Source organism: Geodermatophilus africanus (genome assembly GCF_900107105.1).
Classification (GTDB): domain Bacteria; phylum Actinomycetota; class Actinomycetes; order Mycobacteriales; family Geodermatophilaceae; genus Geodermatophilus; species Geodermatophilus africanus.
Map to the genome: position 1 here is coordinate 68,371 of NZ_FNOT01000002.1, position 23,519 is coordinate 91,889.

Sequence of the window (23,519 nt, forward strand, 5' to 3'; positions counted from 1 at the left end):
TCGAGTCGGGCTGGATCTCCCAGAGCAGCCCTGACCTGCAGGTTCACCTTGTACTATCCGCGTTTCGAACGTATGATCGAACACATGGACGACGGGGCGGGCACCGTGTCTGCGCCCGTGGTGGGGTGGGCGTCCGGGCCGCTGGGCGCGGTGCAGGCCGCGGATCGGGAGATCGCCCGGCAGACGGCGGTCCGGGCCCGGGCGGTGGCGGCGTTCGCCGCGTCCCGGCCGGCGTCGGTCGACCGGGCGCAGGGGGAGCCCGGGGCGATGTCGGCCGAGCGGTGGGCGGCCCGTCCGGAGGTGCTGCGGGCGGTGTCGGAGTGGGCGACGCCGGAGCTGGCGATCGCGCTGAACCTGACCCGGCGGGCCGCGGAGGTGCTGCTGGAGGAGTCCCTGACGCTGGTGTCCCGGCTGCCCGCGACGCTGGGTGCGCTGGAGTGCGGGCTGCTGCACCGGGGGCATCTGTGGCACCTGCTGGACAAGGTCGCACCGGTCGCCGACGACGGGCTGCGCGCGGAGATCGAGGCCGAGCTGTTGACCTGGGTGGGTCGCCGCCGGACGGTGACGTCGCCGGCGCAGTTGGGCGACAAGGCCCGCGTGCTGGTGGCAAAGCGGGACGCGGCGGCCGCCGGGCGGCGGCTGGCGAGGGCCCTGGCGGAGCGCGGGGTCTCGATCCGGCCGGACCGGGTCGAGGGCATGGGTGTGGTGAGCGTGTACTGCGCGCTGCCCGAGGCGCGGGCGTTCTACGGCGCCCTGGTGCGGTGCGCCGAGGCGCTGGTGGACGAGCCGGGCGGGCCGGTGCGCACCCGCGGGCAGAAGATGGTCGACGCGCTGCTGGACCTGGTGCTGCGGCCCGGTGAGACGGAGTTGCCGCCGGTGCGGGTGCTGCTCACGATCGTGGCGTCGGTGGCCACCATGCTGGGCGGGGACGCCCCGGCCGAGCTGGACGGGGAGGTGCTGCCGGCGGAGCTGGCCCGCCAGCTGGTGCGCGCCTTCGCCGGCCAGTCGCCGGTTGCGGATGTGCCCGAGGCAGAGCCGGCGCCCGCTGTGGCATGGCAGGAGGTCGAGCAGGCCGAGCTGGCTGCCTGGTGGGACGAGGTGGAGCGCCGCCTGTTCGCCGGCGAGCTGCTCGAGGAGCCCGACGGGGAACCGGACCCGCTGTCCGCCGACGATCTCACCGAGGTCGAGCGCGACGGATCCGACTGGCCGCCCGGTCCCGGCACCCCTCGCCTCTGCGCCGCCGAGGATGCGGGCACCCGATCCGCCGGGATGCCGGACTCCGAAGGCCCGCCGGACACCGACCGGGCACCGTCACCGGACACCGCTCGGCCGCCGGGCGGCGACCCGCCGCCGGGTGGCTGGTGGGCGGCCGCGGACCGGGCGGTGGAGGGTGCCGGGGCGGCGGTGCACGCCGCCCGCACGGCACTCGGCCACGCCGCCCGCAGTGTGCGCACCGCGGCCCAGGCCGACGCCGCCGACGAGGCCGTCTGGGCGGCGGGCCCGGCCGGTCAGGTCGGTGCGGCCACCGACACCCTCGGCGCGCTGGCGGTGGCCGCGGACGCCCAGCGCGAGCGGCTCGCCGCGCTGCTGGACGCGACCGCCGGTGGCGGGCTGGCCGACCGGCCGCGCCTGGTGCTCGCCGACGCGGTGAGCGGCGCACTGCTCACGCTGACCGACCTGCCCGGGCTGCGCCGCACCGGCACCTGCGGCAAGCCGGCCTGCCGCCGTCGCCCGCAGTCCTGCACCCACGACCTCACCGGCCGGCCCGGCCTGGCCCCGCCCGACCCGACCGACGGCTACCGGCCGACCGCCGCGCTGGACCGGCAGGGCCGGGCCCGGGACCGCCGCTGCCGGTTTCCCGGCTGCCGCCGCCGGGTGCCCGACGCCGGCGAGCTGGACCACCACCGGCCGCACGCCGTCGGCGGGCGGACCGCCGCGGCGAACCTGGCCGGCTACTGCACCGGCGACCACCGCGGCAAGCACCAGGCCCCCGGCTGGCGCCACGACCTCGCCCCCGACGGCACCCTCACCGTCACCACCCCCACCGGACTCACCGCCGTCACCGAGCCACCGCCCTACTGAGCCGTGAAGGGGCGGTCACACGCCGGCTCCTCAGCTCCGCAGCGCACTCCAGCAGCCAAGGGCGGGACCCGACCCGGCGGTACCGCTGCCCGGCGCCGTCGTCGAGCCGGCTGCAGTGTCCGCGCGCGAGGGGTGCTCATCCCGGCTCCAGCGACACGGCCATGAGGACGTCGTCCACGTACCGGCCCTCGAGCAGGAACTCCCCGCGGCGCACCCCCTCCACCGCGAAGCCGCAGTCGGCGTAGAGCGCTCGTGCCCCGTGGTTGGTCGCCAGCACGTAGAGGGTCAGCCGTCGCGCGCCGCGCCGCCGGGCCTCCTCGATCGCCGCGGCCACCAGCACCCGCCCCACGCCGCGGCGCTGCGCGGCCGGGTCGACCGCCAGCCCGCCCACCTGGAGGACGTGCCGGTTGGCCGCCACGGCCGTCGGCCGGCGCAGCTTCACGTAGCCGACCACTGCGCCGTCCAGCTCGGCGACGAGGACGTCCTCGGGCGCGTCATGGGCGAAGAGGTCGACGTCATCCGGCCACAGCGGCACGGGAGCCACGGCCGGCGACCACGTCGCGCGGTCGAGCGCCGCGAGCCGGCGCTCGTCGTCCCGGGTGGCCCTGCGGAGGGTGGTCACCTCGCACCACCGAAACCCCCGGGGTAGCCGACCGGTGGCGATGAGTCCGGCCCGGCCGGCCGGTCCCACTGGCAGGACGACGAGGACGGGAGGGACCCATGGCCCGGCTGATCGCGGGGATGACGGTGTCGCTGGACGGCTACGTGCAGGACGCCGAGGGCAGCGCGGCCGCGCTGTACACCGACCTCGTCGACCTGCAGGACTCACCGTACATGAGGGCGATGCAGGACGAGACCGGCGCGGTGCTGATGGGCCGCCGGACGTTCGAGATGGCCGGCGACACCGACAGCTACGCCGACAGCTACGAGCTGCAGGTGCCGATCTTCGTGCTCACCCACACGCCGCCCGCGGTCGCGCCCAAGCGCAACGAACGGCTGTCCTTCACGTTCGTCACGGACGGTGTCGTGTCCGCCGTCGCGCAGGCCGCCGCGGCGGCGGGGGAGCGGGCCGTGACCGTGGTCGGCGGCGTCGACCTCAACCGCCAGCTGCTCGCCGCGGGCCTGGTCGACGAACTGCGCGTCGACGTCATGCCCGTCCTGCTCGGCGCCGGTCTGCGGCTGTTCGACGGCACACCGCCCCTGGCCCTGGAGAAGCTCGGCGTCGACGACGTCGGCCCGCGGACCAGCCTGCGCTTCCGCGTGCTGCGGTCGGGCTGAGGCGGGCGCGGTCAGAGGGTGGTCCAGAAGCCCTCGAGCACCGCGGCACCGCGCTGGGGGTCCTCGACCATCCACCAGTGCCCGAGGCCGTCGAGCACCTCGGCCCGGGCACCGGCGCGGGCCGCAGCACGACGCCGCTGGGCGTCCGTGCCGACGAAGGAGTCCTCCGACGGGAGCAGCGCCAGCCCGGGGCGGGCGGCGGCGGCCTCCAGCGACCGGCCCGCCTCGGTCATCGCCGGCTGGGCCGCCGAGCGGTAGAGCGCCAGGACCGCTCGGCCCATGTCGTCGTCCTGCCCGGCGGCCACCTGCTCCGCCACGCTTTGCGGAAAGCCGAACGACACCAGCCGCGCGGCCTTGTCAGCGGGACTGCCGCCCAGCATCTGCGCGATCGACTCCTCGCCGACGCCCGGTTGCTGCCACGCCTGCGCCAGGTCGTGCCAGAGGTAGTCCTCGTCGAAGATGCCGACCGCGTCGCTGACCCAGCTGCGCACCAGGTCGGGCCGCGCCATGGCCACGTTCACGACGTGGGCGCCGCCCCAGTCGTGGCCGACCAGGTCGACCGGCTCGCCGATCCGCTCGAGCTCCCCGACCAGCCAGTCGCGGTACTCGAGCACGGTCGCTCCGAAGCCCGGCGGCAGCGGCGCACCGAAGCCGGGCGGGGCCAGCCGGACGACGTCTCGCTGCAGGCAGCTCGCGAGGGGGTCCCACAGCGCCGGGGTCTCGGGGTTGCCGTGCACGAGGACGGCGGGCGGGTTCGTCACGGGCGGCTCCTCGCGGTGTCGGTGCAGGGGCGCAGTCGGAGCCTGCACCACCCACCTGGGAGACGCGGGGGACGACGGACGTCCCGGCTGCGCCGCCGTCCTCGACGATCGCGGTCGGACCATTTCGCTGCAGGCACAAGAATTGCGCGACGGGCGAAATGCGCCATTCCGGCCGCGCATCCCGTGGTGGTGGGCGATTGACTCCGACCACAGGTCCACGGAAGGGGTCGGTCCATGCACGCCACCACACCCACCAGCGTCGACGCGCCGTTCCTGCAGGCAGGGAACGGGCCCGCGTCACTGCACGACGCCGTCTCCGACCGGCTGCTGCGGGAGCGCATCGTGTTCCTCGGCAGCCAGGTGGACGACGACATCGCCAACCAGCTCTGCGCGCAGATGCTGCTGCTCTCGGCCGACGACCCGCGCCGGGACGTCCACCTGTACATCAACTCGCCGGGCGGCTCGGTCAGCGCCGGGATGGCCGTCTACGACACCATGCGCTTCATCGACTGCGACGTCGCGACCTACGCGTTCGGGATGGCCGCCTCGATGGGGCAGTTCCTGCTCACCGCGGGCACGCCCGGGAAGCGGTTCTCGCTGCCGCACACCCGGATCATGATGCACCAGCCCTCGGCGGGGGTCGGCGGGACGCAGTCGGACATCACCATCCAGGCCGACATGCTGCGGCGCCTCAAGCGGGACATCAACCAGCTGCAGGCGGAGCACTCCGGGCAGAGCGTCGAGCAGATCGAGCGCGACTCCGACCGCGACCGCTGGTTCACCGCCGGACATGCCCGCGAGTACGGCCTCGTCGACCACGTCGTCCCCTCCGCCGCGGCGCTGCCCGTGCCCGGCCCGGTCGGCGCCCCGTGACCCGGCCGGACGACGCGGTCGCGCGGTACCTGCGGGCCCTGGATCGGCTCGGCGCCGTCGTTGACGCCGTCCCGGCGGAGCGCTGGGACGCGCCCACGCCCTGCTCCGGCTGGTCGGTCCGCCAGTTGCTGGGTCACGTCGTCGACGGGCAGGGCCAGGTGCTCGCAATGCTCGCCGGGGAGGGCCCCCGGGCGCCGGTCCCCGAGCCGGAGGCACTCGGCCTGCTCGCCGGCCCGGACCCCGCCGGCTCGTGGCGGCGCGCGCACCGGGCAGCCGTCGCGGCGCTCGACGGTGCCGCACCCGGCGCCGTAGTGGCCCACCCTGCTGGGCCCGCGGACCGTCGAGCAGCTCCTCGGCATCGCCCTCGTCGAGCCCGTGGTCCATACGTGGGACCTGGCGACGGCGACCGGACGTCCGGCCGACCTCGATCCCGACGCGGTCCAGGCCCTGCTGCCCGGCGTCCTCGCACTCGGTGAGCAGCTGCAGGCCAGCGGCATGTACGGGCCGCCGGTCCCCGTGCCGGACGACGCACCGGCGCAGGACCGGCTGCTGGCGGTGCTCGGTCGCCGGCCGCCCGGGTGACCGTGTGGATCCCTCGTGCGCGGTGTCGATCCGGGGGTGCCGCCGTTCGACCGAGGGGTGAGAGGGTCCGACGGGGACCCGGGAACGGTAGGGAGACCACCGTGAAGTACATGCTGATCATGCGTGCCACCGACGAGACGTACGCCGCCTCCCGGGACGTCGACTTCTCCGAGGTCCTCGAGTCCATGGGCCGGTTCAACGACGAGATGATCCGGGCCGGCGTCCTGGTCGCGGCCGAGGGGCTGGAGGACGCGGCGAAGGGCGTCGTCGTCGACTACTCCGTGCAACCCCCGGTGGTCACCGACGGCCCGTACGGGGAGACCAAGGAGCTCTTCGGCGGCTTCTGGATCCTCGACGTGGCCTCGCTGGAGGAGGCCGTGGAGTGGGCCAAGCGGGCGCCGATGGCCGGTCCGGGCAGCAAGGCCGAGATCCGCCGCGTCGCCAGCATCGACGAGTTCCCGCAGGACAACGAGTGGATCCGGAAGGAGCGGGAGTGGCGGGTGGCGACCGGCCAGCTGTGAGCCGTCCGGGGGGTGGCCGCCCGGCCACCCCCCGCTCCACGGGCGGCCGGGAGGTGGTCGAGGCGGTGTGGCGGATCGAGTCCGCGCGCATCACCGCGACCCTCGCCCGCTACACCGGGGACCTCGCCCTGGCCGAGGACGTGGCCCAGGAGGCACTGGCCGAGGCGCTGGTCACCTGGCCCCGGGACGGCGTGCCGCGCGAGCCCGCCGGGTGGTTGCTGACCGTGGGACGACGCCGCGCCGTTGACGCCTTCCGCCGCCGCTCGGCCCTCGACGAGCGGTACGCCGTGCTGTCCCGGGACCTGACCGAGGGCGGTGCCGTCACCGGGACGGCCGCGCCCGACCCCGGCGGACCGGACCGGGACCTGCTCTGGGACCCCGACCGCATAGACGACGACGTGCTCGCGCTGGTGTTCACCGCCTGCCACCCGGTGCTCTCGCGCGAGGCGCAGGTCGCGCTCACCCTGCGCGTCGTGAGCGGTCTGACCAGCGACGAGATCGCCCGGGCCTTCCTGGTCCCGACCGCCACCGTGCAGGCGCGCATCACGCGGGCCAAGAGGACGCTCGCCGCGGCGCGGGTGCCGTTCGAGGTGCCGCCGCCCGAGGAGCGGCGCGCGCGGCTGGGTTCGGTGCTCAGCGTGCTGTACCTCGTCTTCACCGAGGGGTCGACGGCCACCTCCGGGACCGAGTGGATCCGGCCGGACCTGGCCCGCGAGGCGGTCCGGCTCACCCGCGTGCTGGCGCGGCTGGTGCCCGGCGAGCCGGAGGTGCACGGCCTGCTTGCCCTCCTCGAGCTCACCGCCGCCCGGTTCCCCGCGCGCGTCGGCGACGACGGCGAGCCGGTGCTGCTGGAGGCGCAGGACCGCCGGCGGTGGGACCGCGCGGCCGTCCGGCGCGGGCGGGCGGCACTGGCCCAGGCCGGGCTGGTCGGCCGCGGCCTCGGTCCCTACGGCGTCCAGGCCGCCATCGCCGAGTGCCACGCGGTCGCGCCGTCGGTCGCGGCGACCGACTGGGAGCGGATCGTGCTCCTCTACGACGTGCTCGGCCGGATCGCGCCGTCCCCGGTGGTCGAACTCAACCGGGCGGTCGCCGTCTCCTTCGCTCACGGGCCCGCCGCCGCGCTGCCCCTCGTCGACGGGCTGGCGCGAGCGGGCAGCCTGCCGGGGTCGCACCTGCTGCCGAGCGTCCGGGCCGAGCTGCTCGCGCGGCTCGGCCGGTTCGACGAGGCGCGGCGCGAGGTCCAGCGAGCGGTGCAGCTCTGCGGCAACGAGCGCGAGCGGGACCTGCTCCGCCGCAAGGCCGCCGCCTGGGCCTGATCGGGCCTCCACCGAGTACCGCCCGGCCGGCGACCGGCTGGTGAGTTCGGCACGATCGGCCCGACACCCAGGGCGGCAGCGTGGCAGCCCGGGCGGTCAGCGCCTCCGCAGCCGGACGAGCACCAGCGCGCCGAGCACCAGCCCGGCACCGGTCAGCCCCCACCGTGCCGCTTCGCTCGACCGCAGCAGGCGCACCGCGTCGACGCGCACCCGCCGCGTCCCCCACAGCAGGCGGCCGACGGGCGAGTCGACGTCGGCACCGAGGACGGCGACCTCGCCGGTCGGCGCCGCCAGCACCCCCGTGATCCCCTCGGCCGCCAGCGCCTCGGCCACGGTCGCCACGCTGCCCCGTGCCGACGCGGACCCGGTCGCCCGGGCGGCCGCGCGCAGGTGGTCGACGAAGCCCCGCACGTCCTCGGTGACCACCCGCACCTGACTCCCGGCCGACTCGACCCGCACCGGGGCGCCGTCCACCTCGATCGACAGGTCGGCGAGCACCTCCAGGCGTCCGCCGTCCGGCGTCATCCCCGGCTGGCGTTCTCGGCAGTCGTGATGCGTAGCGTGCCGTTGAGCCGCCACGTCGCCCGCGGGGCGTCCGGGCCGGTCTCCCGCGGCACCTCGACGAGCATGTCGACGAACTCGTAGTTGATCGCCGCGCCCTTGCCGGTCAGGTAGCTCCACATCTCCTTGCCGAGGTCGGCGAAGCTCGTGGTGTCGTGCGACTTGATGTCGCGGGCACCGGTCGCGGCGTCGGTGTCGGTCATGCTCATGGGGGCTGCCTCGCTCGTCTCGCCGGGGGCGGGGGCGCCCCGTCGCGTCCCCTGGCCCAGCATCCGGTGGTGCACGACCGTTCGCCACCCGGACCGGCCGCGACCGCGGCGGCCCGGGTGCACCAGGCCGACCCGGGGGACTCAGGCCTGGCCGACGGCCGCGCCGACCTGGGCGAGGATGAACGCGGCCACCACGTCGTGCACGGCGTCCCGGTCGTGCTCGTTGAGGACGTCGTGCAGGTCGCCGGGGAAGGTGCGCAGCGTCGCCCGGGGCAGCCTGGCGACCAGCGCCCGCGAGTGCTCGACCGGGACCATCGGGTCGCACTCACCGTGCAGGAACAGGGTCGGGATCGACGGCCGGCCCTCGGCCACGCCCGCCGCCACCGCGGGCCAGGCGGCCTCCACCGCCTCCATGGTCTGCCGGGGGACGGTTCCGCGGTGGACCAGTGGGTCGTGCAGCAGCGCGTCCAGGTACTCGGGGTGGGTGCTGAACATGGCGCTGGGGTCGGGGTCCTCGACGCCGTCGGCCTCCTTGGCCATCAGGGCCTCGACCCAGGGCAGGCACTGGGCCGGTGGGGCGGAGACGACCAGCGCCTGCGCCAGCTCAGGGGACCGCTGGGCCAGCAGCAGTGCGGCCACGCCGCCGCCGGAGTGCCCCATGAGCACGAGCGGGCGGCCCGGGTGCTGGGCCTGCGCCAGCCCGGCCAGGGTGCGCGCGTCGTCGACGTAGTCGTCCCAGGAGAGGATCAGGTCGCGCTGGCCGTCGCTGCGGCCGTGGCCGATGGCGTCCAGGGCGTGCACGGCGATGCCGTCGGCGGCCAGTCGCCGTCCCAGGGGTTCGTAGAGGCCCAGGTGCTCGCCGAAACCGCCGTGGCAGAAGACGACGACGGCACGGACCTCGCCGTCGGGCAGCCAGGCGGCGTGGTGGATGCGGCCACGGGAGCCGTCGAAGAAGGGCATCGCGCGCCTCCGTGCGGTCGGGCGGACGGGTCCCCGCTGCGGCGATGGTCCTCCGCGGCGGCAGCGGCCGGAGGGGCCCTCCGACCCTCCCGGGCAGCACCCCGCACCGCGGGCCGACGGTCAGACGCGGGTGTTCCGCCCGCCCCGGCCCACCAGCCCGGTGACGACGACGAGGACCAGCCCGACCACGGCCAGCCAGAACAGGCCCTCGACCACCGCGCCGACGACGGCGACCACCAGCCAGACGAGGACCAGGACGCCGAGGAGTCGCAGCACGGCACACCTCCGGTGCGGGTCGGGGTCCCAGCGTAGGACCGGGGCGGCCCGGTTCGGGCGGCCGCGCGCCGGGCAGGATCGCGGCCATGGCCTACCGCGCAGCTGACGACCGCTACGACTCCATGACCTACCGGCGCACCGGCCGCAGCGGCCTGGACCTCCCGGCGGTGAGCCTGGGGCTGTGGCACAACTTCGGCGACGACGTCCCCCTCGACCGGCAGCGCGCGATCCTCCGGCGCGCCTTCGACCTCGGCGTCACCCACTTCGACCTGGCCAACAACTACGGCCCGCCGTACGGCTCGGCCGAGACCAACTTCGGCCGGCACCTCCGGGACGACTTCCGCCCCTACCGCGACGAGCTGGTCGTCTCGACCAAGGCCGGCTACGACATGTGGGCCGGCCCGTACGGCCAGGGCGGCGGTGGGCGCAAGTACGTGCTCGCCAGCCTCGACCAGTCGCTGCGCCGGATGGGCCTGGAGTACGTGGACGTCTTCTACTCGCACCGGCCGGACCCGACCACGCCGCTCGAGGAGACGATGGGCGCGCTGCACAGCGCCGTCCAGGCCGGCAAGGCGCTCTACGTCGGCATCTCGTCGTACTCCCCGGAGGACACCGCCAAGGCGGCGGAGATCCTCGCCGACCTCGGGACGCCGCTGCTGATCCACCAGCCCTCGTACTCGATGCTCAACCGCTGGATCGAGACCGAGGGGCTGCTCGACACCCTCGAGGACGTCGGCGCCGGCTGCATCGCCTTCTCCCCGCTCGCGCAGGGGATGCTCACCAGCAAGTACCTCGGCGGCGTCCCCGAGGGCTCGCGCGCCAGCCAGGACAAGTCGCTGTCGACCGACCTGCTGACCGAGGAGGCGCTCGGGCACGTCCGTGCGCTCAACGGCATCGCCGAGGAGCGGGGGCAGAGCCTGGCGCAGATGGCGCTGGCCTGGGCGCTGCGCGACCCGCGGGTGACCAGCGTGCTCGTCGGCGCCAGCAGCGTCGGCCAGTTGGAGCAGAACGTCGGCGCGCTCGAGCGGCCGGACTTCACCGACGACGAGCTCGCCGCCATCGACCAGCACGCCGTCGACTCGGGCATCGACCTCTGGGAGGCCCCGCGCACGGCCTAGTCGTCAGGCCGTTCCACGAGCGTCGCCAGCCGGTCCAGGGCCATCCGCCAGCCCAGCTCGTTGTCCGCGGGGGCCACGCCGTCGGGCACCCCGTCGTGGACGGCGGTCAGCTCGGTGCCGCCGCCCGGGGCGTCGGCCAGCGTGATGGTGCTGGTCATCTCGCCCTGCATCGCCGGGTCGGCGGTCTCGAACACGTCGGCCTCGACGACCTGCTCGCCGGGCACCAGGCGGACGAAGCGGCCGCGGTAGGTGTCGGTGTGCGCCGTCGTCTTGCCCTGCGGCCCGGGCGCGTCGTAGGTGAGCGAGACGCGCAGCGTGCCGCCCTCACGCGCGTCGAACTCGTGCACCACGCAGGTCATGCCCTCCGGCACCTTCCACCGGGCGACGGCGCCGGGGTCGAGCAGCGCGCGGTACACGGCGGCGCGCGGCGCGTCGAGGCGCCGGCTCACCCGGGTGGTCGTCACGGCGGCCATCGTGCCGCGGGGCACCGACGGCGTGGCAGGGTCGGCCGCGTGGATCTCGACGAGGTGGCCGACGAGCTGTACGGGGTGCCGCCCGACGAGTTCGTCGCGGTGCGCAGGCAGCGCCAGGACGACGCTCGCGCCACGGGCGACCGGACCCTCGCCCGCGAGGTCGGCGCGCTGCCCAAGCCGACCGCGGCCGCCTGGGTCTGCAACCTGTTGGTGCGCGAGCAGCGCGCGGAGGTCGAGGGCCTGGTCGAGCTCGGCGACCTGCTGCGCCAGGCCCAGGAGAGCCTGGCCGGCGACCAGCTGCGGGCGCTGGACCGCCAGCGCTCCCAGCTGCTGACCGCCCTCACCCGCCAGGCGACCGCCCTCGCCCGCGAGCACGGCGTGCGGGTGGGCGGCACCGTCGAGACGCAGGTCGCCGACACGCTGCGCGCGGCGATGGCCGACCCGGAGGCCGGCGAGGCGCTGATGTCGGGCCGGCTCACCGGCGCGATGTCCTACAGCGGCCTGGGGACGACGGACAGCCGGCCGGTGCTCCGGCTGGTGCCCCCGCGTTCCGAGCGGGAGGCGACGCCCCGGCCGCGGGGCGGCACCGCGACCGCCCGCCGGCGCCGCGACGACGACGCCCGGCGGGCCGCGGAAGAGGAGGCGCGACGGCGCGAGGAGGAGGCGCGGCGGGCGGCCGAGGAGCGCCGCCGGCGCGAGCTGGCGGAAGCGCGGTCGGCGGCGGAGCAGGCGACCGCGCTGGCCGCGGAGGCCGTCGCCGCGGCCGAGGAGGAGCGGCACCGGGTCGACGACCTCGACGCCCGCCGGGCCGACCTGCAGGCCCGGGTGGCGGAGCTGGCCGACGAGCTGGCCCGCACCGAGGAGGAAGCCGCACGGACCGCCGACGCGCTCAAGCGGGCCGAGCGGCACCGGCGGACCGCCGATCGGCACGCCACCGAGGCGACCGCCGCCCGCGACCGCGCGGTGGCCGCGCTGCGGGCGCTCGAGGAGGGTTGAGCCCCGGGGGCGCGGCCGGTGGTCGTCGACGAGTGGCTGCTCGACACGCCGCCGCTGGTCACGCCGGTCGGGGGGCGGGGGGACGACGTCGGGTGGGGTGCAGCAGCCCGATGGTCGCGGCGAGCGGTGCACACGCGACGAAGACCGTGGCGAGGCCGGCCTCCCCGGCGACGACGCCGGCCAGAGGCGGACCGGCGACCAGCCCGAGGGCCATGGCCAGCATGGCGGTGACGATCCCGGTGGCGGGGGCGCGCGGTACAAGGGCGTTGTTCCAGATCAGCAGCAGCCCGATGATCGCGATGAAGCTCGCGCCGTAGAGGACCGCCGAGACGAGGACGAGGCCGGGCGCCGCGGCCAGGAGCAGGCAGGACGCGGCCAGCGTCGCCGCCGTGGCCGCGAGCAGGCGGGGGAGCGAGGTCCTGGCCAGCAGCGCCCCGACGAGTCCTCCCGCGACGCCGCTGATCCCGACCAGGGTCTGGAAGGCCCCGGCGCTGACCCCGCCCAGCGGCGCCTGGGCGGCGGCGACCTCCACACCGAAGGTCGCGTAGCTGCCCGAGACCAGACCGGCGAGGAACGCGGCCAGCAGCAGCCGCCCACCCTGCTCCCGTGCCACCGCCAGCAGGCTCCCGGCCCCGGTGGCGCCCTCGGTGGAGGGGGTCCCGCGGGGCAGGGTGCGCACCGCCCAGATCGTGACCACGAGGGCCACGGCGGCGAACGCCGACCACGCCACCCGCCAGGACCCCGTGGTCAGCAGGCTCACCGGCCCGGCCACGGCGACGCCGTAGGCGGTGCCCGAGTTGACGACCCCGTGCCCGCGTGCCCGGCGGTCCGCAGGCAGGTGCTCCTCGACCGCCGCCACGTAGGGGGGCCACACCAGGGCCGGGCTCGCGCCGGCGACGGCGACACCCACTCCCAGGGTCAGCGGGCCGGTGGCCGCGGCGCACACCGCCATCCCCGCGACGGCGGCCGTCCCACCCGCCGTCACGGTCGTGCGTGGCCCCCACCGGGACAGCAGCGTGGGGCAGGCCAGGGAGGCGACCAGGTAGCTGGCGTACCCGGCGCCGCCGATGACGCCCAGCTGGCCCAGCGACAGCGCCAGGGAGGTCCGCATCTGCGGCAGCAGGAGCCCGTAGCCGTAGCGCGCGAGGCCGAAGGCGACCGCCACCACCGCCAGGCCGGACCCGATCAGCGCCCACGGTGGGACCCGCTCGGCGTCCGGCGCGCTCACGGCCGGGACGCCGGTCACGTCCGCACGCCGTCGTCGGACGGCCAGCAGTCCAACGGGCAGCCCGGCGCCTGCCGGCACGCGGCCACGTCGCACAGCCGGCAGGTGCGCAGGACCTCCGTCCAGCTGCTCGGCAGGGCGGTCACGAGGTCCGGGAGCAGGTGCTCGAGCGCCGTGCGCTGGTCCTCGTCGAGGGCCGCCACCGTCCGGCGTACGGCGTCCTCGCGGGCGTCCAGCACCCGCCGCGCCGTCTCCGTGCCCGTCTCGGTCAGCCGCAGCAGGACGGTGCGCCGATCGGTGGTGCTCGGCGCACGGGTGACCAGACCCTGGGCCGAGAGGCGGTCGACCAGGCGCACGCCGCCCGAACCGCCCACTCCCACGACCGCGGCCAGGTCGGACACGGAGGTCTCCGGACGGCGGTGCAGGTGCACCAGGACGGCGGCCGCGGCGCCACCCGCACCGCAGGCGGCCTCGGTCGCCGCCGCCACCCGGTCCGCTACCGCCAGCGCGAACACGCCGACCAGGTTCGTCAACCTCTCCATGGCATGAGCGTATGACTGACTCAGTCATATGTCGACTCGAGAGCACAGGCTCGACCATGCGACTGCGTGCAACGGGCCCCTCAGGGCGCCGGGTGCCGCCGGCCGGCCGTGGACGACCTCGCGGACCCGGCTCCGGCGGCTCAGCCCATCGTCTTCTGGCCATCCAGCGACTCGCGCAGGATGTCGGCGTGCCCGGCGTGCTGGGCGGTCTCCGCGACGATGTGCAGGAACACCCGGCGGGCCGAGCGGGTGGCGCCCGGCTCGAACCACGGCGCCGCCGGCAGCGGGTGCGACGCGTCGAGGTCGGGCAGCGTGCGCACCAGGTCGTCGGTGCGCCGGGCGACCTCCTCGTAGTGCGCCAGGACGCCGTCCAGCGTCTCGTCGGGGCCCAGCCGGAACTCCTCGGCCCACCTCGCCATCTGCTCCGGGTCGTCGGGCCCCGGCATGGAGCCCGGCCCCTCCAGCACGAACCGCACCCAGCCGGCCTCCTGGGAGGCGACGTGCTTGAGCAGCCCGCCGAGGGTGAGCTCGCTCGCGGTGGTCCGCTGCCGGGCCTGCTCCTCGCTGAGGCCCCGGACGGTGAACCGCAGGAAGTGCCGCTGGGCGGCCAGCGCCTCCAGGATGTCGGCCCGCTCGCCGGTCAGGGTGGTGGTGTCCATCACCGTCCGCCTTTCCGCAGGGGTTGGGGGTGCCGCCGACGTTAGGGGGCGGGGCGGACGGTTCGGGCCGTCGTGCGCGTGGAACGTCGGCGACCCGAACCTGTCATACCTGGGTCCTACCGTCGGATCGTCCGATCGAGGGGAGGCCGCCGTGACCGACACCGTGCGCAGCACCGAGAGGCCGCAGACCGCGCCGTCCAGCACCGAGGAGATCGACCTGGCGATCGCCGTGGCGGCCGTCGCCGTCGGCGCCGCCCGCCGGGCGGAGGAGCGCTGCCCGTCCGGCGAGAACGCCCAGCGGGTCGCCGACGCGGTGGCGGCGGTCGACGCGCTGCTCGACCGGCGCCTCGCGGCCGCCGCCTGACGCCCGTCGGGCGGCCCCTGCAGGTCCCGCTACAGGCCAGGTGACGTGCTGGAACGGCCACCCTTCAGGGGCCCTCCGCCTGAGCCTCGATCGGCCCTCCTGCGGGGGTCCGCCGCGAGCCTGCGAGTGGTGGGGGGCAGGAGGGTCCTTCGAGGGGGGATGGGTGGTCCGTCAACTAGCGTCGGGCCATGACCGCACCCGCGTCCCGTACCGCCATCGTGACCGGCTCCGAGTCGGGCATCGGCCGGGCCACCGCCGTGGCCCTCGCCGAGGCCGGCTGCGACCTCGGGATCACCTGGTACCGCGAGCGTGAGGCCGCCGAGGCCACCGCCGAGGAGGTGCGGGCACTGGGCCGCCGCGCGGAGGTCCGGCACGTCGACCTGACCCGGCTGCCGGAGGCCGCCGACGTCGTCGACGAGCTGGCCGAGGCGCTCGGCGGGGTCGACGTCCTGGTCAACGACGCCGGCACCGGCCACTCGACGGCCCTCCTCGACACCGGCTTCGCCACCTGGCGCGAGGTGCTCGCGACCGACCTCGACGCCGCGTTCCTCTGCCTGCAGCGGGCCGCCCGGCGCATGGTCGCCGCGGGCCGCGGCGGGCGGATCGTCAACATCACGAGCGTCCACGAGCACCAGCCGCGCGTCGGTGCGGCCGCGTACTGCGCGGCGAAGGGCGGCCTGGGCCTGCTGACCCGGGTGGCGGCGATCGAGCTGGCCGAGCACGGCATCACGGTCAACGCCGTCGCGCCGGGCGAGATCGCCACGCCCATGACCGGCCAGGAGGACGAGGACCCGACCGCCCCGGGGCACGAGCGGCCGGGTGTCCCGCTGCGGCGTCCCGGCGACGCGCGGGAGGTCGCCGCCGTCGTCGCCTTCCTCGCCTCGCCGGAGGCCGGCTACGTCACCGGGTCCTCGTACGCCGTGGACGGCGGCATGCTGCAGATGGGTCCGATGGCCGGCTCGCACCTCACGTCCGACGACTGGCGCCGCCCCTGACCCGCGCCGTTCAGCCGGCCAGCAGCTGCAGCAGCTGCGCCCGGTCGGGGCCGGGGGTCACCGGCGGCGGCTCGGCGGCGTGCGCGGCCAGCCGCTCGGCCATCCCGGGCCGCTCGAGCACCTCCTGGGGCTGCGCCAGGCAGGTGATCACCTCGAGCAGCGCGCGGTAGGCGTCGGCGTCGCGCGCGGCGGCGGTGACCAGACCGGTGCGGGCCGGGTCCGGCGGCGGGGGACGGCGGCCGGCCCGGAGGGCGTCCATCTCGGCGATGCGCGTCCGGTCGGCGGCCAGCTGACTGCGGTAGAAGGGCGCGACCTCGCGCTCGGTGAGCTCGTCGAAGGTCCGGGCCAGCTCGACCGGGTCGTCGGCCGACGCCCGCACGACCGCCCTCAGCAGCTGGGCGTGCACCGCGCCGACGGAGATGCCGCGCCCGGCCGAGGGGTTGGTGCAGGCCCAGGCGTCGCCCACGGCGAGGAGGCCGGTCACCACCGGGACGCCGTCCACCACCAGGCGGCGGTAGCGGTCCAGCACGCCGGCCATCGCGAGCACATCGGTGATCGGCTCGCCGTCCAGCCAGTGCGCCTGCCGCGGGCAGGCGGCCACCACCCGGTCGAAGACCGCCGCTCCGCGCAGCGCCTTGAGCGGGGCGTCGCGGGTGGGCCCGAACACCGTCACCGACCAGGTGTCGTTGTCCCCGCCCAGCGTGATGAGCGAGATGCTGCCCACCGGCGCCAGCTGGGGTCCCATCCGCCGCGGCTGCTCGGGCCCGGTGAAGTAGCGGGTGTAGTAGACGAAGCCGCTGCTCTGGCTGTCCGACTGCGCTGGGCGGGCACCCAGGTCGGCCAGCCAGTCGGCACTCGGCGAGCGTCGTCCGGTCGCGTCGACGACGAGGTCCGCGGTGAGCTGCTCGCCGGTGTCGGTGCGCACCCCGGTGACGTGCGGGACGCCGGGCAGCGGCGCGGGGCCGGCCACCAGACCGGCGACCCGCACCCCGCGGCGGATCGAGAGCCGCGGGTGCTCCTCCGCGGCCACCGCCACCACGGCCTCGGTGACCGGACGCCGCCCGGTGACGAAGCGGAAGCGCTCGTCCCCGGGCCGGGGGGCGCGGTCCTGGATCGACGGCGGCAGCGACTCGAGGTAGTCGACCCGGACGCACCCGCCGTCGGCGAGCCGCTCGGTCAGCCCCGGCAGCTCCCGGTCGACCACCTGGCGGAAGCGCGGGAAGAGGGTGTGCGGCTGGCGGAACTGGGCGACCCCCGCCCGCCGCCAGCCGTCCCAGGCCTCCGCCGGCGTCCCCGGCGGATCGGCGGGATCCGGCTCCAGGACGGTGACCTCGTGCCCGTCCTCGGCCAGCATCAGGCCCGCGCACAGGCCGATGACCCCGCCGCCGCACACTACGATCGCCGCCATGCCGCCTCCCGGGTCCGCTGGGGACGCTGCCACCGGGCGCGGGGGACCGGACAGGGCCGGAAGCCACCACGGGGGGCGGCGGTGTCGCGACCCGTTGCTCCCTCGCCGTCCTCGGCCCGCGCTCTCGGGCCCGACTCGGCTGGGTGGTCCCGAGTCCCGAGTCCCGAGTCCGACGGAACCGCGTGGCCGGGCGGCCCGGGGACACGTGGGCGCCCGGCCTCCCGGCCCCCCGGACCCGCGGGCGACGCGGCCGCGTCAGGTGCCGCGCTTGCGGCGCTTGTTGCGGTAGAGGTCGCCGTCGGCGCGCGCCAGCAGGTCGGCCAGGGTGTCGCCGGAGCGGGCGGCCGCGGTCCCGGCCGACCAGGCCGCGGGGTGGGCCGCCCGCAGCCGGGTCAGCAGGTCCTCGGTGCGGGCGGCGTCGGTGCCGGGCAGGCTGAGCACGAACTCGTCGCCGCCGTAGCGGCCCAGCAGGTCCGACAGCCGCAGCTGGGCGCTCCACGCGGTGGCCAGCTCCTGCAACAGGGCGTCGCCGGCGCGGTGACCCGCCTGGTCGTTGACCGCCTTGAAGTCGTCGAGGTCGATGAGCACCACCGTGAACGGCTCGTCGCTGCGGTGCGCGTACGCCAGGCCGCGGTCGGCCGCCGCCTGCCAGGCCCGCCGGTTGGCCAGCCCGGTCAGAGGGTCGGTGGCCGCGGCCCGGTACACGTCGCCGGAGATGCGCGACTGCACCTCGGTGAGGACGACGACGGTGGCCACCGCGGTCAGCCACAGCGGGAGGAAGCCGGTGGGCGCCGCGGCGAGGGCGCCGACGGTGGTGAGCACGAGCATCAGCCCGACGTGCACGCGGGCCGCTCGGCGCGAGAAGAAGTGCCCGCTGAAGACGCCGACCGACACCATCGCCGGACCCAGCCCGACGATGCCCACCGACGTCGCCGCGCGCCAGGTCAGCAGGCCCAGGGCCGCGGAGGCCAGCAGGACCGCCGCGTGCAGCACCCACGGCTCCGACCGCTCGCGGCTCAGCCACAGTGCGACCGACACGGCGGCCCCCAGCCCGGCCAGCGCCCACAGCAGTGCCACCGGCGACCGCTCGGACACCGGCACCAGTGCACCCACGGCACACAGCGCCGCGCCCACTGCGTAGAGCAGTGAGAGCAGCGCGAAGCCGCCCGGTCGCAGCGGATGCATGGGTCCCCCGTTCGTCCGGGCCAGCATCAGCTGCCCGGACGACGCTGCGGAGTGCTACGGAACCGGCCCGACCCGTTGGAGGGAGGCACCGCCGCCCGTCCGGGCGAGTCCCGGCCTCACTCCGCGTCACCCTGCGGTGTGGGCCCTCACCCGCCCGTGAGCTCGGTCGGCACGGTGATGACGTCCACCATCGCGCCGCGGCGGTACACGGTCACCGGCAGCGGCCGGCCGATCGCGTCCTGGAACAGCAGCCGCTGCAGGCTCTGTGCCTCGGCGACCGGCCGGCGTGCGGCCTCGAGCACCAGGTCGCCGGCCTTGAGCCCGGCCCGGTCGGCCGGCGACCCGGGGACGACGTCCACGACGCGCAGCCCCCGCCGGCGCCCGGTGCGCTCGGCGAGCTCCGCCGGCAGCGGGGCCGGGGTGCTGACCAGGCCGAGGTAGGCGCGGCGCACCCGGCCGTCCCGGACGAGGGCGTCGACGATCCGCCGGGTGGTGTCGTTGATCGGCACCGCGAGCCCCAGTCCCCAGCCGGCCACGGCGGTGTTGACCCCGACCACCCGGCCGGCGGAGTCGGCCAGCGCCCCGCCGGAGTTGCCCGGGTTGAGCGCGGCGTCGGTCTGGATGACGTCCTCGACGACCCGCGCGGTGCGGCCGTCCTGGGTGGGCAGCGACCGGCCCAGGCCGCTGACGACCCCCGCCGTCACCGAGCCGGCCAGCCCCAGCGGGTTGCCGACGGCAACCACCAGCTGGCCCACCCGCAGGGTCGCGGCGTCCCCGAGCCGGGCCGGCGAGGGGGTGGCGCCCCGTGCCCGCACGACGGCGAGGTCCGACAGCGGGTCGGCGCCCACGACGTCGACCGCGGCCTCGCTGCCGTCGGCGAACACCGCCCGCCCCGCGCGGGACCTCCCGACGACGTGGGCGTTCGTGAGCAGCAGCCCGTCACCGGGGACGACGACCGCCGACCCCGCGCCGCCGCGACCGCCCGGCCCGGTCACCTGCAGCGCGGCGACGTGCGGTGTGAGCTCAGCGGCGACCCCGGTGACGATCTGCGAGTAGGCGTCCAGCACGGACTCGTCCGTCGGACCCGGGGTGGACGGCTCCGGCAGCACCCCCATGGTGCACCTCCTCGATTACGCGCTTACACGAGTGAACCCCCGTGCCGGCGCCCGTGGGAGCGGTCATGCCGTGGGCGAACAGCGGCCCGATACTGGCGCGGTGACGATCCCGGCGACCGCCCGCCGAGCAGCGGCGGAGCAGGCGTGGGCGCGGCTGCGGCCGGACGTGGCGGCCGACGCGGTCGCAGCCCTGGGCCCGGCCGAGGGCGACGCCTTCCTCGCCCGCGCCGACCTCGCGCTCTACGACGTCCACGAGCCGCTGGCCACCCTCTACGGGGACGCCGCCGACGAGTTGTTCGCGCGCGTGCTGCGGGCGGCGCTGGCCGCGGCGGTCGAGCGTCCCGGGCCGCTGCGCCGCACCGACCGGCGCCGCGAGGTCGACCCGGCGTGGTTCCAGCGCTCCCGCGTGCAGGGCTACGTCTGCTACGTGGACCGGTTCTGCGGCACCCTCGACCGGCTGCCGGAGCACTTCGACCACCTCGAGGCGATCGGCACCACCTACCTGCACCTCATGCCGCTGCTCAGACCGCGGCCCGGCGAGAACGACGGCGGCTACGCGGTGATGGACTACCGCGCCGTCGACCCCCGGCTGGGCACGATGGCCGACCTCGAGGAGGTCGCCACGGCGCTGCACGACCGCGGCATGGCGCTGTGCATCGACCTGGTGCTCAACCACACCGCCCGCGAGCACCCCTGGGCGCGGGGCTGGCTCGGCGGCGACCCGGCCTTCGCCGGCTTCTACACCGCCTTCCCCGACCGGACGCTGCCCGACGCCTACGACGCGACCATCCCCGAGGTCTTCCCCGACCGCGCACCGGGCTCGTTCAGCTGGGTGCCGGAGGCCTGCGACGGCGCGGGCGGCTGGGTCTGGACGACGTTCTGGCCCTACCAGTGGGACCTGGACTACGCCAACCCCGAGGTCACGCTCGCCATGCTGGGGGAGATCACCTGGCTGGCCAACCGCGGCGTCGACGTCTTCCGGATGGACGCCGTCCCGTTCATGTGGAAGCGGCTGGGCACCAGCTGCCAGAACCAGCCCGAGGGCCACAGCCTGCTGCAGCTGCTGCACGCGGCCACCCGGCTGGCCGCCCCCGGCGTCATCTTCAAGGCCGAGGCGATCGTCTCACCCGACGACCTGGTGGCCTACCTCGGCGGCCACGACCGCTACCGCCCCGAGTGCGAGCTGGCCTACCACAACCAGCTCATGGTGCTGATCTGGAGCAGCCTGGCCACCGGCGACGTCCGGCTGGCCCGGCAGTCGCTGCGCCGCATGCGGGCGGTCCCGCCCAGCGCCACCTGGGTCACCTACGTGCGCGGCCACGACGACATCGGCTGGGCCGTCGCCGACGCCGACGCCGCCGCGGTCGGCCTGGACGGGTTCGCCCACCGCCGCTTCCTCAACGACTTCTACGCCGGCCGCTTCCCCGGCTCCTTCGCCCGCGGCGCGCTGTTCCAGGAGAACGAGACCACCGGCGACGCGCGCGTCTCCGGCTCGGCCGCGTCGCTGTGCGGCATCGAGGCCGCGCTCGAGGCCGGCGACGACGCCGCGCTGGACGCCGGGGTCCGCCGGCTGGTGCTGCTGTACTCGGTCGCCTACGCGTACGGCGGCATCCCGCTGCTCTACATGGGCGACGAGCTGGCCCTCCGCAACGACACCGGCTACCTCGCCGACCCCGCGCTCGCCCCGGACAACCGCTGGATGCACCGCCCGCCGATGGACTGGGACGCCGCCGACCGCACCACCGACCCGGCGACGCTCGAGGGCCGGGTCTGGCGGGAGATCCGCCGGCTCGGCGAGGTGCGCCGCTCGCTGCTGGCGCTGCGCGGCGGCGTCGAGTCCGCGGTGGTGGACGCCGGCAGCGACGCGGTGCTGGTCTGGCGGCGCAAGCACCCGCGCAGCGGCACCTTCGTCGGCCTGGCCAACTTCTCGCCGCGCCCGCAGGCCGTGGACGCCGACACCGTCACCGGCTTCGGCAGCTTCGAGCAGGTGCACGGCAGCGACGGCGTCCTCCCGGTGCGCGACGGGCGGGTCGTCGTCCCTGGACTCGGCTTCGCCTGGTACGCCGAGCCGTGAGCGCCCTCGGCGCCCCGGCCGCCGGGGGCACCGTCGGCGTGGAGGAGGAGTTCCACCTCGTCGACCCGGACAGCGGCGCGCTCACCGGCAGCCCCGAGGTCGCGGCCGAGGCGCTGGCCGGCGCGGCGGGCGAGCTGGTCAAGGCCGAGATCGTCACCTCGCAGCTCGAGACCGGCACCGTCGTCTGCCGCGACCTCGGGGAGCTGCGGGCCGGGATCCTCGCCGCCCGCTCCGCGGCCGCCGCTGCGGCGGCCCGCGGGGGGTTGGCCCTGCTGCCGGCCTCCACGCACCCGTTCGGCTCGTGGCGCGACCAGGAGCTGACCCCCGACGAGCGGTACCGCGACATCGTGGACCGCTGGGCGCTGCTGGCCCTCCAGCAGGACATCTGCGGCTGCCACGTGCATGTCGGCGTCCCCGACCTGGACACCGCGGTGGCGGTGATGGACCGCTCCCGCCCCTACCTGCCGGTCCTCCTCGCCCTCACCGGCAGCTCGCCGTTCCACGGCGGCCGGGACACCGGCTACGAGAGCTTCCGCACCCAGTGGTGGACGCGCTGGCCCAACGCGGGCGCCCCCGAGCGGATCGGCGACGGCGCGGCGTTCCGGGCCCTCGTCGAGGGGCTGGTCGCCTCGGGCGTGGTGAAGGACGCCACCCACCTGTACTGGGACGTCCGCCCCTCGGTGCGCTGGCCGACGCTGGAGTTCCGGCTGGGTGACGTCTGCACCCTGGTGGACGACGCCGTGCTGTTCGCGGCGCTGGTGCGCTCGCTGGTGCGGGTACTCGCCGGCCGGGCCGCCCGGGAGGAGCCGGTGCCCGACGTCCGGCCCGAGCTGATGCGCGCGGCCCGCTGGCGGGCGGCCCGGCACGGCCTGGACGGCGAGCTGTTCGACCCGGTGGCCCGGCGGCTGGTGCCGGCCGGTCAGGCGGTCGCGGCGCTGCTGGCCGAGCTGGAGGAGGACCTGCGCTCGCACCGGGAGTGGTCCGAGGTCCGGGAGCTGCTGACCGGGCTCCAGCGCCGCGGCACCTCGGCGGCCCGGCAGCGCCGGGTCCTGGCCCGGACCGGCGACTCGCGGGCGGTGGTGGCCGCCGTCGTCCAGGAGGGCCGGGCCGGCTGAGGCGTGCCCGCCGCCCGCCGGGGTACCGGGACCCCCATGACCGAACCGCGTCCCCTCGCCCTCGTCACCGGCGCCTCCAGCGGCATCGGCCTCGAGCTGGCCCGCCAGTTTGCCGAGCACGGCTTCGACCTCCTGGTGACCGCCGAGGACCCCACGATCGACACCGCCGCGGCCAGGCTGCGCAGCTCCGGCACCGCCGTGTCGGGCTTCCAGGCCGACCTGCGCACCGCTGCCGGGGTCGACGCCCTCTGGGACGCCGTCCAGGCCACCGGGCGCCCCCTGGCCGCGGCCGCGCTCAATGCCGGCGTCGGCAAGGGCGGGCCGTTCGTCGAGAACCCGGTCGAGGACGAGCTGTCGATCATCGACCTCAACGTCCGGTCGACCGTCCTGCTGGCGAAGCACGTCGTCCGGGACATGGCGGCGCGCGGCGAGGGCCGGGTGCTGTTCACCTCGTCGGTCGCCTCGACCATGCCCGGGCCACACCAGGCGGTCTACAACGCCTCGAAGTCCTTCGTGCAGTCGTTCGCCGAGGCGCTGGCCACCGAGCTGCGCGACACGGGGGTGACGGTCACCTCCCTGATGCCCGGGCCCACCGACACGGAGTTCTTCGAGCGCGGCGACCTGATGGACACCAAGCTCGGTCAGGGCCCCAAGGACGACCCGGCCCAGGTCGCGAGACAGGGCTTCGAGGCGCTGATGAAGGGCGAGACCAAAGTGCTGGGCGGCTCGGCGATGAGCAAGGCGCAGGCCGTGGTCAACTCGGTGCTGCCGGACCGGCTCAAGGCCGCCGGCCACGCCAAGATTGCCGAGCCGGGGGGCGCGGAGTAGGGC

27 protein-coding genes are annotated in these 23,519 nt (G+C 76.0%); 14 read left to right on the top strand and 13 right to left on the bottom strand.

Going from position 1 to position 23,519, the window contains the following annotated elements; translation table 11 throughout:
* Positions 1–84: 84 nt before the first annotated feature.
* Entirely contained in the window at positions 85–2,082 is a 1,998-nt protein-coding gene (locus tag BLW63_RS02955; protein WP_244522317.1) for an HNH endonuclease signature motif containing protein, read from the top strand.
* Between the two features lie 136 nt (positions 2,083–2,218).
* On the opposite strand, the gene BLW63_RS02960 is transcribed toward BLW63_RS02955, so the two are convergent.
* A complete protein-coding gene (locus BLW63_RS02960) occupies positions 2,219–2,704 on the bottom strand; it encodes a GNAT family N-acetyltransferase (protein ID WP_091151349.1) in 486 nt (161 codons plus the stop codon).
* Positions 2,705–2,802: 98 nt separating this feature from the next.
* On the opposite strand from BLW63_RS02960, the gene BLW63_RS02965 reads away from it, so the two are divergent.
* Complete coding sequence (locus tag BLW63_RS02965) at positions 2,803–3,360, top strand: dihydrofolate reductase family protein (RefSeq protein ID WP_091151351.1); 558 nt, start codon at positions 2,803–2,805, stop codon at positions 3,358–3,360.
* 11 nt (positions 3,361–3,371) lie between these two features.
* Here BLW63_RS02965 and BLW63_RS02970 read toward each other — a convergent pair whose 3' ends face one another.
* On the bottom strand, positions 3,372–4,121 hold the full coding sequence (locus tag BLW63_RS02970) for an alpha/beta fold hydrolase (RefSeq protein ID WP_211516976.1): 750 nt from the start codon (positions 4,119–4,121) through the stop codon (positions 3,372–3,374).
* A 234-nt stretch (positions 4,122–4,355) separates the two neighbouring features.
* On the opposite strand from BLW63_RS02970, the gene BLW63_RS02975 reads away from it, so the two are divergent.
* The 5 genes from BLW63_RS02975 to BLW63_RS02990 all read left to right on the top strand — a co-directional run bounded on the left by BLW63_RS02975 (position 4,356) and on the right by BLW63_RS02990 (position 7,413).
* Entirely contained in the window at positions 4,356–4,994 is a 639-nt protein-coding gene (locus tag BLW63_RS02975; RefSeq protein ID WP_091151355.1) for an ATP-dependent Clp protease proteolytic subunit, read from the top strand.
* Entirely contained in the window at positions 4,991–5,470 is a 480-nt protein-coding gene (locus BLW63_RS28865; protein ID WP_211516977.1) for a maleylpyruvate isomerase family mycothiol-dependent enzyme, read from the top strand. Before BLW63_RS02975 ends, BLW63_RS28865 begins: the two co-directional genes overlap by 4 nt.
* Positions 5,370–5,576, top strand: a complete 207-nt coding sequence (locus tag BLW63_RS27255) for a DinB family protein (protein ID WP_211517022.1) — start codon at positions 5,370–5,372, stop codon at positions 5,574–5,576. The genes BLW63_RS28865 and BLW63_RS27255 overlap by 101 nt, the downstream gene beginning before the upstream one ends.
* 110 nt (positions 5,577–5,686) lie before the next feature.
* A complete protein-coding gene (locus BLW63_RS02985; protein ID WP_244522367.1) occupies positions 5,687–6,097 on the top strand; it encodes a YciI family protein in 411 nt (136 codons plus the stop codon).
* Entirely contained in the window at positions 6,094–7,413 is a 1,320-nt protein-coding gene (locus BLW63_RS02990; RefSeq protein ID WP_091151359.1) for an RNA polymerase sigma factor, read from the top strand. Before BLW63_RS02985 ends, BLW63_RS02990 begins: the two co-directional genes overlap by 4 nt.
* Before the next feature lie 96 nt (positions 7,414–7,509).
* Here the strand turns inward: BLW63_RS02990 and BLW63_RS02995 are convergent, their stop codons facing one another.
* From BLW63_RS02995 to BLW63_RS26605, 4 genes are all read right to left on the bottom strand, one after another.
* Positions 7,510–7,938, bottom strand: coding sequence for a hypothetical protein (locus BLW63_RS02995; RefSeq protein ID WP_091151361.1), 429 nt, complete (start codon positions 7,936–7,938; stop codon positions 7,510–7,512).
* Complete coding sequence (locus BLW63_RS03000; RefSeq protein ID WP_211516978.1) at positions 7,935–8,183, bottom strand: hypothetical protein; 249 nt, start codon at positions 8,181–8,183, stop codon at positions 7,935–7,937. The genes BLW63_RS02995 and BLW63_RS03000 overlap by 4 nt, the downstream gene beginning before the upstream one ends.
* Before the next feature lie 141 nt (positions 8,184–8,324).
* Complete coding sequence (locus BLW63_RS03005; protein WP_091151363.1) at positions 8,325–9,143, bottom strand: alpha/beta hydrolase; 819 nt, start codon at positions 9,141–9,143, stop codon at positions 8,325–8,327.
* A gap of 120 nt (positions 9,144–9,263) precedes the next feature.
* Positions 9,264–9,419: a hypothetical protein gene (locus BLW63_RS26605; protein ID WP_170856616.1), complete on the bottom strand. Its 156-nt coding sequence runs from the start codon at positions 9,417–9,419 to the stop codon at positions 9,264–9,266.
* Positions 9,420–9,505: 86 nt separating this feature from the next.
* Between BLW63_RS26605 and mgrA the strand changes: the two genes are divergently transcribed.
* On the top strand, positions 9,506–10,537 hold the full coding sequence (gene mgrA / locus BLW63_RS03010) for an L-glyceraldehyde 3-phosphate reductase (protein WP_091151365.1): 1,032 nt from the start codon (positions 9,506–9,508) through the stop codon (positions 10,535–10,537).
* Here mgrA and BLW63_RS03015 read toward each other — a convergent pair.
* Complete coding sequence (locus BLW63_RS03015; RefSeq protein ID WP_091152188.1) at positions 10,534–11,010, bottom strand: SRPBCC family protein; 477 nt, start codon at positions 11,008–11,010, stop codon at positions 10,534–10,536. The two genes, mgrA and BLW63_RS03015, sit on opposite strands and share 4 nt — an antisense overlap.
* 39 nt (positions 11,011–11,049) lie before the next feature.
* Between BLW63_RS03015 and BLW63_RS03020 the strand changes: the two genes are divergently transcribed.
* Entirely contained in the window at positions 11,050–12,006 is a 957-nt protein-coding gene (locus BLW63_RS03020) for a hypothetical protein (protein WP_091151367.1), read from the top strand.
* 58 nt (positions 12,007–12,064) lie between these two features.
* Here BLW63_RS03020 and BLW63_RS03025 read toward each other — a convergent pair whose 3' ends face one another.
* From BLW63_RS03025 to BLW63_RS03035, 3 genes are all read right to left on the bottom strand, one after another.
* Positions 12,065–13,234, bottom strand: a complete 1,170-nt coding sequence (locus BLW63_RS03025; protein ID WP_170856617.1) for an MFS transporter — start codon at positions 13,232–13,234, stop codon at positions 12,065–12,067.
* A 14-nt stretch (positions 13,235–13,248) separates the two neighbouring features.
* Complete coding sequence (locus tag BLW63_RS03030; RefSeq protein ID WP_091151372.1) at positions 13,249–13,773, bottom strand: MarR family winged helix-turn-helix transcriptional regulator; 525 nt, start codon at positions 13,771–13,773, stop codon at positions 13,249–13,251.
* A 140-nt stretch (positions 13,774–13,913) separates the two neighbouring features.
* Positions 13,914–14,432 carry a DinB family protein gene (locus BLW63_RS03035; protein WP_091151374.1) on the bottom strand — a complete coding sequence of 173 codons (519 nt, stop codon included), beginning with the start codon at positions 14,430–14,432 and terminating at the stop codon, positions 13,914–13,916.
* Positions 14,433–14,583: 151 nt separating this feature from the next.
* On the opposite strand from BLW63_RS03035, the gene BLW63_RS03040 reads away from it, so the two are divergent.
* Positions 14,584–14,796 (top strand): hypothetical protein, encoded by a 213-nt coding sequence (locus tag BLW63_RS03040; protein WP_139263460.1) that lies wholly within the window; start codon positions 14,584–14,586, stop codon positions 14,794–14,796.
* 188 nt (positions 14,797–14,984) lie between these two features.
* Positions 14,985–15,791, top strand: coding sequence for an SDR family oxidoreductase (locus BLW63_RS03045; protein ID WP_091151376.1), 807 nt, complete (start codon positions 14,985–14,987; stop codon positions 15,789–15,791).
* 10 nt (positions 15,792–15,801) lie between these two features.
* On the opposite strand, the gene BLW63_RS03050 is transcribed toward BLW63_RS03045, so the two are convergent.
* The 3 genes from BLW63_RS03050 to BLW63_RS03060 all read right to left on the bottom strand — a co-directional run bounded on the left by BLW63_RS03050 (position 15,802) and on the right by BLW63_RS03060 (position 19,499).
* Positions 15,802–17,199: an FAD-dependent oxidoreductase gene (locus BLW63_RS03050; protein WP_091151378.1), complete on the bottom strand. Its 1,398-nt coding sequence runs from the start codon at positions 17,197–17,199 to the stop codon at positions 15,802–15,804.
* A gap of 255 nt (positions 17,200–17,454) precedes the next feature.
* Positions 17,455–18,384 carry a GGDEF domain-containing protein gene (locus BLW63_RS03055; RefSeq protein ID WP_170856618.1) on the bottom strand — a complete coding sequence of 310 codons (930 nt, stop codon included), beginning with the start codon at positions 18,382–18,384 and terminating at the stop codon, positions 17,455–17,457.
* A 146-nt stretch (positions 18,385–18,530) separates the two neighbouring features.
* On the bottom strand, positions 18,531–19,499 hold the full coding sequence (locus BLW63_RS03060) for a S1C family serine protease (protein ID WP_091151382.1): 969 nt from the start codon (positions 19,497–19,499) through the stop codon (positions 18,531–18,533).
* 100 nt (positions 19,500–19,599) lie between these two features.
* On the opposite strand from BLW63_RS03060, the gene BLW63_RS03065 reads away from it, so the two are divergent.
* From BLW63_RS03065 to BLW63_RS03075, 3 genes are read left to right on the top strand one after another with little or no spacing between them, the layout of a single operon-like run.
* Entirely contained in the window at positions 19,600–21,573 is a 1,974-nt protein-coding gene (locus tag BLW63_RS03065; protein WP_244522318.1) for an alpha-amylase family protein, read from the top strand.
* A complete protein-coding gene (locus BLW63_RS03070) occupies positions 21,570–22,688 on the top strand; it encodes a carboxylate-amine ligase (protein ID WP_170856619.1) in 1,119 nt (372 codons plus the stop codon). Before BLW63_RS03065 ends, BLW63_RS03070 begins: the two co-directional genes overlap by 4 nt.
* Before the next feature lie 36 nt (positions 22,689–22,724).
* The gene (locus BLW63_RS03075; protein ID WP_091151388.1) at positions 22,725–23,516 is read left to right on the top strand and encodes an SDR family NAD(P)-dependent oxidoreductase; all 792 of its coding nucleotides are present in this window, start codon (positions 22,725–22,727) and stop codon (positions 23,514–23,516) included.
* Positions 23,517–23,519 lie beyond the last annotated feature (3 nt).

What these genes read in the sequence shown, in the direction of transcription:
- BLW63_RS02955 (WP_244522317.1), top strand. Translation starts at nt 85, where the DNA reads ATGGACGACGGGGCGGGCACCGTGTCTGCGCCCGTGGTGGGGTGGGCG.
- BLW63_RS02965 (WP_091151351.1), top strand. Translation starts at nt 2,803, where the DNA reads ATGGCCCGGCTGATCGCGGGGATGACGGTGTCGCTGGACGGCTACGTG.
- BLW63_RS02975 (WP_091151355.1), top strand. Translation starts at nt 4,356, where the DNA reads ATGCACGCCACCACACCCACCAGCGTCGACGCGCCGTTCCTGCAGGCA.
- BLW63_RS02985 (WP_244522367.1), top strand. Translation starts at nt 5,687, where the DNA reads ATGCTGATCATGCGTGCCACCGACGAGACGTACGCCGCCTCCCGGGAC.
- BLW63_RS02995 (WP_091151361.1), bottom strand. Translation starts at nt 7,938, where the DNA reads ATGACGCCGGACGGCGGACGCCTGGAGGTGCTCGCCGACCTGTCGATC.
- BLW63_RS03000 (WP_211516978.1), bottom strand. Translation starts at nt 8,183, where the DNA reads ATGAGCATGACCGACACCGACGCCGCGACCGGTGCCCGCGACATCAAG.
- BLW63_RS03005 (WP_091151363.1), bottom strand. Translation starts at nt 9,143, where the DNA reads ATGCCCTTCTTCGACGGCTCCCGTGGCCGCATCCACCACGCCGCCTGG.
- mgrA (WP_091151365.1), top strand. Translation starts at nt 9,506, where the DNA reads ATGGCCTACCGCGCAGCTGACGACCGCTACGACTCCATGACCTACCGG.
- BLW63_RS03015 (WP_091152188.1), bottom strand. Translation starts at nt 11,010, where the DNA reads ATGGCCGCCGTGACGACCACCCGGGTGAGCCGGCGCCTCGACGCGCCG.
- BLW63_RS03030 (WP_091151372.1), bottom strand. Translation starts at nt 13,773, where the DNA reads ATGGAGAGGTTGACGAACCTGGTCGGCGTGTTCGCGCTGGCGGTAGCG.
- BLW63_RS03035 (WP_091151374.1), bottom strand. Translation starts at nt 14,432, where the DNA reads ATGGACACCACCACCCTGACCGGCGAGCGGGCCGACATCCTGGAGGCG.
- BLW63_RS03045 (WP_091151376.1), top strand. Translation starts at nt 14,985, where the DNA reads ATGACCGCACCCGCGTCCCGTACCGCCATCGTGACCGGCTCCGAGTCG.
- BLW63_RS03050 (WP_091151378.1), bottom strand. Translation starts at nt 17,199, where the DNA reads ATGGCGGCGATCGTAGTGTGCGGCGGCGGGGTCATCGGCCTGTGCGCG.
- BLW63_RS03055 (WP_170856618.1), bottom strand. Translation starts at nt 18,384, where the DNA reads ATGCATCCGCTGCGACCGGGCGGCTTCGCGCTGCTCTCACTGCTCTAC.
- BLW63_RS03060 (WP_091151382.1), bottom strand. Translation starts at nt 19,499, where the DNA reads ATGGGGGTGCTGCCGGAGCCGTCCACCCCGGGTCCGACGGACGAGTCC.
- BLW63_RS03075 (WP_091151388.1), top strand. Translation starts at nt 22,725, where the DNA reads ATGACCGAACCGCGTCCCCTCGCCCTCGTCACCGGCGCCTCCAGCGGC.